Consider the following 1,309-nt stretch of genomic DNA (forward strand, 5'->3'; position numbering starts at 1 on the left):
ACAAACTTATCAGTTCCTACAGAAAAATTGAGCACAGTATCCAGACCGCTATTAGCGCTTAACACAAAACGATCGTTCCCCATACCCCCAATCAAAGTATCATCTCCCCCATCACCAAACAGCCAGTCATCCCCAACACCCCCATTGAGAATATCGCGATCTTTCCCGCCGTAAATAGTGTCATTACCATCATCACCATTGAGAGTATCTTGACCTTCATTGCCGTATAACAGGTCATCGCCACTGCCACCGTTGATGCAGTCTTGCTGGCCGTCTTCACCCACAGCGCCTCGCAGATTTTGCCCGCGATCGCCACTAATGGTATCGTTACCTTCATCGCCGCACAAAATATCGCTGCCATCATCGCCGTACATCAAATCATCGCCAGCATCTCCCTGTACTACATCGTCATCCTTGCCTCCACGAAGGGTATCGTTACCAAAACCCCCATCAAGCGAGTCGGAACTCTCACCCCCACCCTGAAAGTCATTCCCCTCTCCCCCAAATAGCAAGTCGCGTCCATCAACATCGGACACTAACTCGTTTTGCAAGCCGCCATAAAGCGAATCGTCCCCCTCATCCCCGACAATCGTATCGGAACCGAGTTCACCCCAAATCCGGTCATTATCTTTGCCGCCGTAAACTAAGTCATTACCTTTGCCGCCAAAAATGCTATCGTTACCGCTGCCGCCGCCGATGATATCGCCACTATCGTTGCCGAAAATTAAATCGCCTTCATCCGTGGCAATTATGCTGCCGGCTGGAGTGCCGTAGTCGCCGATTATGGTGTCGGAACCTAGATTGCCGTAGAGAGTATCCGAGTCAGTTTCGCCGAAAATGCGATCGCCCCCTTTGCCTCCAAACAGCAAATCCCGTCCGTTGCCCGCGAGCAAGGTGTCGTCTTGTTCTTGGGCGTTAAGTAAGTCGTTGCCATCGCCTCCTGTCAGCAAATCGAAGCCGTCGGGGTCGCTATCGAGGGAGTTGAGGACGCCGCCAAACACAGAGTCGTCTCCGTTGTCGCCTCCAAGGGTATCTGGGCCTTTGTCACCCCAAATCAAGTCGTCTTCTTTGCCACCAAAGGTGATGTCGCCAGCTTTGCCGGAGTAAACGGTGTCTGAACCTTGGTTGCTAGCAATGGCATCGCCTGAAGAACCGCCAAAAATTAGGTCGCCGTCGTTACCTGTTAAGTCGATGTTGTTGCCGTTGTCGCCGACGATCGTATCCGAACCGCGATCGCCGTACAATGTGTCTCCATTGCGATCGCCAAAAATGCGATCGTTGTCTTTGCCACCAAATACGGCATCGGTTT

Annotated in this window: 1 protein-coding gene; it reads right to left on the bottom strand. The window is 52.1% G+C overall.

Annotation, left to right across the window (positions count from 1 at the left end; genetic code table 11):
• Positions 1 to 1,309: calcium-binding protein (locus QUA16_RS36720; protein WP_333109775.1), on the bottom strand; the 1,309-nt coding region annotated here is incomplete at both ends.

The organism is Microcoleus sp. S13_C3 (genome assembly GCF_036700905.1).
Taxonomy (GTDB): Bacteria; Cyanobacteriota; Cyanobacteriia; order Cyanobacteriales; family Microcoleaceae; genus Microcoleus.